This window comes from Chitinophaga sp., from assembly GCF_035538455.1.
GTDB lineage: Bacteria > Bacteroidota > Bacteroidia > Chitinophagales > Chitinophagaceae > Chitinophaga.
The window spans coordinates 46,779-53,711 of sequence record NZ_DATLKJ010000213.1 but is presented as its reverse complement, the minus strand read 5'-3'; the positions used below and the strand labels follow the sequence as shown (position 1 = coordinate 53,711).

7 protein-coding genes are annotated in these 6,933 nt (G+C 42.3%); 6 read left to right on the top strand and 1 reads right to left on the bottom strand.

All coding sequences use genetic code 11. The features are described from left to right. The coding region (locus VM802_RS25600; RefSeq protein WP_325536054.1) for a hypothetical protein at positions 1 to 702 on the bottom strand (702 nt) is incomplete at its 3' end. Positions 703 to 1,010: 308 nt separating this feature from the next. On the opposite strand from VM802_RS25600, the gene VM802_RS25595 reads away from it, so the two are divergent. From VM802_RS25595 to VM802_RS25570, 6 genes are all read left to right on the top strand, one after another. Next, positions 1,011 to 2,315, top strand: a complete 1,305-nt coding sequence (locus tag VM802_RS25595; protein ID WP_325536052.1) for a glycoside hydrolase family protein — start codon at positions 1,011 to 1,013, stop codon at positions 2,313 to 2,315. 117 nt (positions 2,316 to 2,432) lie between these two features. Then, entirely contained in the window at positions 2,433 to 3,815 is a 1,383-nt protein-coding gene (locus VM802_RS25590; RefSeq protein ID WP_325536050.1) for a sugar porter family MFS transporter, read from the top strand. A 7-nt stretch (positions 3,816 to 3,822) separates the two neighbouring features. Then, entirely contained in the window at positions 3,823 to 5,001 is a 1,179-nt protein-coding gene (locus VM802_RS25585; RefSeq protein ID WP_325536048.1) for a M24 family metallopeptidase, read from the top strand. An 11-nt stretch (positions 5,002 to 5,012) separates the two neighbouring features. Then, complete coding sequence (locus VM802_RS25580; RefSeq protein ID WP_325536046.1) at positions 5,013 to 5,801, top strand: SDR family NAD(P)-dependent oxidoreductase; 789 nt, start codon at positions 5,013 to 5,015, stop codon at positions 5,799 to 5,801. 11 nt (positions 5,802 to 5,812) lie between these two features. After that, the gene (locus VM802_RS25575; protein WP_325536044.1) at positions 5,813 to 6,241 is read left to right on the top strand and encodes a hypothetical protein; all 429 of its coding nucleotides are present in this window, start codon (positions 5,813 to 5,815) and stop codon (positions 6,239 to 6,241) included. A 12-nt stretch (positions 6,242 to 6,253) separates the two neighbouring features. Then, positions 6,254 to 6,919, top strand: a complete 666-nt coding sequence (locus VM802_RS25570) for an RraA family protein (protein ID WP_325536042.1) — start codon at positions 6,254 to 6,256, stop codon at positions 6,917 to 6,919. Positions 6,920 to 6,933: the final 14 nt, after the last annotated feature.

The following is a 6,933-nucleotide window of genomic DNA, read 5'->3' as shown; positions in this document are numbered from 1 at the left end:
ATTTAGAAACGCAGTAAAAGATTTTCCTGTTCGTTTCTTAAAAAAGCCACAGAAAGCCGGTGGCGTCATGTTGGCTACTTTTGAAATAGTTGCCAGGTCAATGGGTTCCCTGAAATTCTCCAATGCATACCGGTAAACATTATTCATCCTTTCAGTGTCCTTTTCATTTAATGAAAACCTGAATGAAAAAGAAGATAGTTGCTCATACTTTTTGGTGTCTATCAGAATATTCATTATTTCCAGGAACAGGATTATTTTCCTGATGCCTGCTGCGTTCAGTATCTCGTTTAATAAAATGGCTATCTTTTGCCTTGTTTTTAACGGAAAGCTGATACCCGATTTGGATTTTTCAACAAGGCTTTCCGCTTTCTGTATAAAAGGTTCTTCAAGGCCTAAAAATTTCATATAGTTTGCGGGGAAATAAACAACAATTGCCTTCCCGGACTGGCTCTCCTTTGAATCGCATGCAGAAGGGTCCCCGTACCAGATATGAGGAAGATCAGGACCCAGTAAAACCAGGTCCCCGGCGGAGTAATTTCTGATGCAGTCACCAACAATACTCTTCCCGGTACCTTCGACTATATAATTCAATTCGCACACTTCATGAAAATGAAATAGAGAGTTGAAATTACTCTTGTTGACTTTTTTTACAAAAATACCCTGCATATTCAGGGCCCCTACTTCAATTAAATTAGCCTTCATCGCAATTCATTTTGCATACCTAAAGGTACGATATTCGGCATCTATAAATGAATTTTCTCCATTTTGTTGTATGATAATGCATAATCTGATTAAAAAAATGGTAATTATCATTAATAGAGGGTTACTAAATTATCTGTTTGCAGGCGCTTCTGCACTTCGCCGAAGTACGCCTTCCCGGTCTTTTTATCTACATTAATCATATTTGTATATTTTAGAAGAAATCGATTAAAATAGTTTAAGTAACGATTTATAGGCTTGTAGGAATGTTGTTTAATTGAAATTAGTTTTGACCCCACACTGAATCGGCCATGAAAAGACGGAATTTTGTAAAAACTGCAGGAGGGTATGTCTTGTTATTTCCCTTGATTAAACCCTTCGCTAATATTAGCTTCGATAAAGAATGGCAATATGATGCTGAACTTAAAGCAAAGTGTATCGCTGCCTTTAACAGGTTTGAACAAGTTTGGGATTTTAATGATTTCTGGAGAAGAGGTAACACTTTCGATGCGTGTTTGAATTTCGCAGACGCGCTGCATAAAAAATGGCCTGATGATAAGGAAGTAAAATCCATACAACAGCGGGTAAATACGATGCTGGAAAAAGATTATGCCTATTTCAAAAGCATTGACCCCGGCGGACTATGGACGGATGATTTTGGATGGTGGGGGTTGATGGGGCTTAATGCAAGGCGGCATTTATTACGCGCAGGTAATAAGCAGTTAGCAGACAAATATCTGCAACTCTCCACCGGTTTCTGCTGGAAGCAGGCTAAAGATCACGCTTATGATTTTTCGTCGTCGGCCAATCCGGTGCCGCATGGTTTCAGTAATGGAGATGCCAAAGGCAATAGTAAGGGTGCAAAAAATACAGTAACCAATGTTTTGTTTTTCTTGCTATCTACCCGCATCTATCGCTTAATGCTTACTGAGAACATCAACGATAATGAAAAATACCTTGACATGGCTTACAACCAATGGATATGGTTTGACAGTTGGTTTCAGCTAAATAAATATGAATATCTGAAGAAAACCGCTTCCGGTGGCGCATTGGTGCAGGAACGGCCAACTGCTTTTTTTGATGGATCCGACTATACGGAAATCACCCATCCAACCTGGTATAAAGGGTGGGTATGGACGGGTGACCAGGGCATGTTACTGGCCGCGCTTTCCGACATGCTGGCAATTAAAAACAATCTTGCCACATGGATAGTAACGCATAGAAAGGATGTGAATTTCGATATCAACACCTTTACGACAAAGGTGCAGCATTATATATCATTGATAAGTAACGGCATAAAAACTACGCTGGTTAGCGACAAAGACCATATTATTCGTGAAGCGCCTCTTATCGCAAATATGGGCCCCGAATTTGGCAGCGATTATCTCGCTGGCCGCGGGATCATGATGCGGTATCTGGGAACACTTGACAAAAGTATTACAGGAGTTGATTTCAAAAATAATATTAATGCAACAGCAAACGCTATATGGAAAACCCGTGATACATCCAATAACCAGTTTCAGCCTGAATATACAAGTATTGAAAATGATAAGTTATATATTCAGCAATTCCGGAGTCAATGGGGGCTTGCAGATGATATCGTAAATGGGATATAGCAAAAGCGAACCTACAGCAAAGGATCGGTGTTTGTCAATCCATAGGACTTGATGCATTAGGCGCAACGATCAGGCTTGTGTAGACCAATCAATATTTATAACGATTAAAGTGGCTATATGAAATTGCATGGGAATGCTTATGTCATATTAATTTGCCTTACAGCCGGTTTTGGCGGCTTTCTGTTCGGCTTCGATACGGCAGTAATATCAGGAGCTATAAATTTTCTAAGGATACAGTTTCATTTGTCTCCCGTTATGGAAGGCTGGCTTATGAGCTCGGCTTTGCTGGGCTGTGTAATCGGGGCTGCTATTGCCGGTTATTTATCAGATAAATACGGCCGCAGAAAAATACTTATAGCATCAGCGCTTTTATTTATTGTATCAGCCATCGGGTGCGCTGTCGCACAGACGTCATCCTTTCTCGTTGCTGCACGAATTATCGGAGGCATAGGCGTTGGTTTTGCCGCAATGGTTGCTCCCATGTTTATCTCTGAGTTGTCGCCCGCAGGGCTTAGGGGAAGGTTGGTTTCATTTTATCAATTGGCTATAACATTGGGTATCTTGTGTTCCTATCTCTCCAACGCTTTCCTTTTGCAGTATGCGGATAACCATATAGCCGGAAACTCCGCGGGTCTTATGCATTATTATCTGGTCGCTGAAGTATGGCGTGGTATGCTTGGCTCCAACATGATTCCGGCATTATTCTTTTTCGTCTTCCTGCTTTTCGTACCGGAAAGCCCAAGATGGTTGGTGAAAGAAGGCCATATGGAGGAAGCGGAAAGGGTACTTGAACGTGTTAATGGCAAAGAAATGGCAATAGCTGAGTTAAGTGCAATTGAAGTAAGCATTTCTGAAGAATCCGGAAGCTTCAGGCAATTGCTTGCCCCGGGCATTCGCCTGGCTTTGATCATTGGAATTTCCCTGCCTTTTTTAAGTCAGCTCTCCGGAATCACGACTGTAATGTATTACGCCCCCGCAATCTTTGAACAAGCGGGAGGACAAGCCGGATCGGCTATGGGGAGTGCCGTTGTCATAGGTTTCTTCAATATGATATTTACGTTTGTTGCCATCTGGAAAATTGATAAATGGGGAAGAAAGCCGGTGTTGATCTGGGGGTTTGCCGGCCTTGGTCTTGCACTGTTCCTCATAGGCGTCGCGTTCATAAAGGGGAATACCACCGGCAACTTTTTACTGGGCTCATTTATTTACTATATAGCCGTATTTGCTTCAACACTGGGACCCGGGGTATGGGTGGTGATCTCTGAAATTTATCCGACAAAAATAAGAGGCAGGGCTATGTCGGTAGCGACACTTTCTTTATTCCTGGGATCCACATTTGTAACACAGACCTATCCGGTATTGCGTGAAACTATTGGAATAGGATATGTTTTTTTATTATACGCATTCGTAATGTTGCCGGCGGCTTATTTTGTCAGGAAGCTCGTGCCCGAAACAAAGGGCAAATCATTGGAAGCAATTGAACATTTCTGGAAAAAGTAGATATACTATGAATTTACAGCGGGAACAAATGCTGAAAAATATTATCCGGCTGCATAATCTGGGTGCACTGGTTTTCTGGCGGCCGGATGAGCTGGTGATTACTTGTGGCTATTTCCCTTTGTGGGGACTTTCATTCCTGGTCTGTACGGAAAATGATGAACCCGTATTATTCGTGCCTGAGCTGGAACCGGAAGATATTTTGCCTGAGAACGTTAAGGTGAAAAAATTCCCCTGGGGACTAATGGACTGCGCAAATCCCTGGGAGATTTTAATCAACTTGATCAAAGAAACGTTGACTGAAAAAAATGTTCAGCATCTTCCCGTTTCATTTATAAAAAGTATCGGAGGAACGGCGCCTTGTATGATGTCGGGAGAACAGCCTCCTTTACCTGCTGATCTGGTCGACAGACTTTCTTCTTTGACGGAAGGCGGGTTTAAAGACGCAACGCAGGATCTTTTAAATCTTTACGTATATAAAACCGAAGCAGACGTTCAATGTCTCTATCGTACACATAGGATTGCCGCCATTGCAGTAGATACATTTTATGAAAATTTAAAGCCCGGTATTTCAGAAGCTGAGCTGGCCGGTCTGATTGAATACGCAGTACATAGAATGATAGGTAGTGATGGAATATATTTTTCAAAGGCATGGCCAATGATATTATCAGGGAGAAATGCAGCAGCAGGAGGAAAGTATAACAGGTCAACCGGAAAAAAATTACAACCAGGTGAGATGGTCATGTTGGAAATGGCAATTTGCGTAAACGGGTATTGGGCAGATATTACACGTACCGGTCAGACAGGCGAATTATCTGAGCAACAAAAAAAGATTTTTAATTTGGTGCTTGAGGCGCAACAAAAAGCCATTACTATGATGAAACCTGGTGTATTGATGGCCGATATTGATGCTGTTGCACGAAAACATATCAAAGACGCCGGATTGGGAGCATATTTTAATCATGCATTGGGCCATCACGTGGGCTTCAGGTACCATGATATGGGCCCATCGCTTTCTCCTGATTCGGCAGGGGTGCTGAAAGAAGGGATGCTGTTAACAGTTGAGCCCGGGATTTATGGTGAAGAAATAGGTTGTGGAGTCAGGATTGAAGATAATATACTGATAACGAAAGACGGATTTGAAATGCTATCCGACTATCCGCGACTGTTGACCAATAAAGAAATCTAAATCGATATGCTATGGAAAATTCCATCGATCTGAAAAATAGGAATGTATTGGTTACCGGTGGAAGCCAGGGGATTGGCGCTGCAATATGTCGGGCGATGGCTTCCTGTGGGGCCAATGTAGTTGTTAATTACCTGGGTAATAAACATAGTGCAGAAGTACTAGCCGGTGATCTTCAACGGGAATATGGCGTTAAGGTGTTCGTATTTCAGGCTGATATCGCTGACCAGAAGGCTGTTATACAGATGTTTGAATTCATCGATAACAACCTCGGTAAAATAGACATATTGGTCAACAACGCAGGTTGCGAAACCATCGGACATGCCATCAACCTGAACCTGGACGAGTGGGATTTGATCTTTAACGTAAACCTGAAAGGCGCTTTTATTTGTGCGCAGGAAGCAGGAAAAAGAATGGTGAAACAAAACAGTGGGGTCATCATCAATATTTCATCTATCCATGATAAAGTACCAAGAAAAGGATTGGTGCATTATTGCGCCTCCAAAGCAGGAATGAATATGATGACCAAATGCCTGGCATTAGAACTTGCCGAAAACAATATCCGCGTAATTACTGTTTCTCCGGGCGCTATTCAAACCGAAATGAATAAATCAGAAATTGAAAAATTTGGCAGAGATAAATTCAATACATGGATACCTCTGGGAAGGATAGGTGTTGTTGATGATGTGGCCTGGACCTGCGCGTTCCTTGCCAGCGATAAGGCCGCCTATTGTACCGCAACAGAGATATATATTGATGGCGCCTACAAAGAGAATACAATTCCTTACGATCCCCGCCCTTAACAGTAGAACAAATGAACACAACATTAATAGAGATTTATACGCATTCAGGCGAAGGCTATAACCCGTTCTTTATAAAAGATAACTGGCAGGTGGCGCAACTGAACTACATGCCTGAGCAGGATGTTTTCGGCATTGAAAAAATGGATAAGCACAGGCAAACGGACGAAGTGTTTATCCTGCTGAAAGGCGCCGCCGTGCTCATTGCCGCAGAGGAACACACAACAGGTTTCGCATTTCAGTGCATTCATATGATACCTGGTGTCACATACAATATCCCCGTAAATGTGTGGCATAATATTGCAATGAAAAAAGATGCGGAACTGATTATCGTAGAAAAAAGTAACACGCATCTTGGAGACTTCGTGTATAAATCATTATCCCAACAGGAAAAATCAGAATTGAACAAGCAAATACGGGATACTTTAAATCAAAGCATGTAAAAACATATTTTTATGAAATCCTGGGCGAACGATATCGAGCTTTTCGAGCTTTTTAAGAAGGAATTATACACCCCGGTTGTAGGAGACATATTGGATGGATTCGGGTGCTATCATCAGTTCCTCCCTTATTCCATCCAGCCTATACACACATCTGATGTGATAGTAGGAAGAGCGATGCCGGTATTAATGATAGATGTATATGGACCGCAGAAAAAGCCCTTTGGCTTATTAACAGAGGCGCTTGATCAATTGGAGAGCGGCGATGTATACATAGCCAGCGGTGGCGAAATGCGCTGTGCCTATTGGGGTGAACTGCTTACGGCAACGGCAAGAATAAGAGGGGCCACTGGTGCTGTAATCAATGGATTTCACAGGGATACCCATAAAGTTGTCGAACAAAACTGGCCGGTATTCAGCCGGGGACGGTATGGCCAGGATTCATCAGTGCGTACGCAGGTGGCCGACTTTCGTTGCGACATTCAAGTGGGTGACGTCTGGGTAAAACCTGGAGATTTGATATTCGGTGATTTGGATGGGGTATTGGTTATCCCCCAAAAATATGAGGAGGAAGTGATAGCCAAAGCGCTTGAAAAAGCCAGAGGAGAAAAAGTCGTTCGTAAGGAAATTGAAAATGGTATGAGTAGTACTGATGTATTCAGGAAATATGGCATCCTCTAAAAAAGTAAAATTTA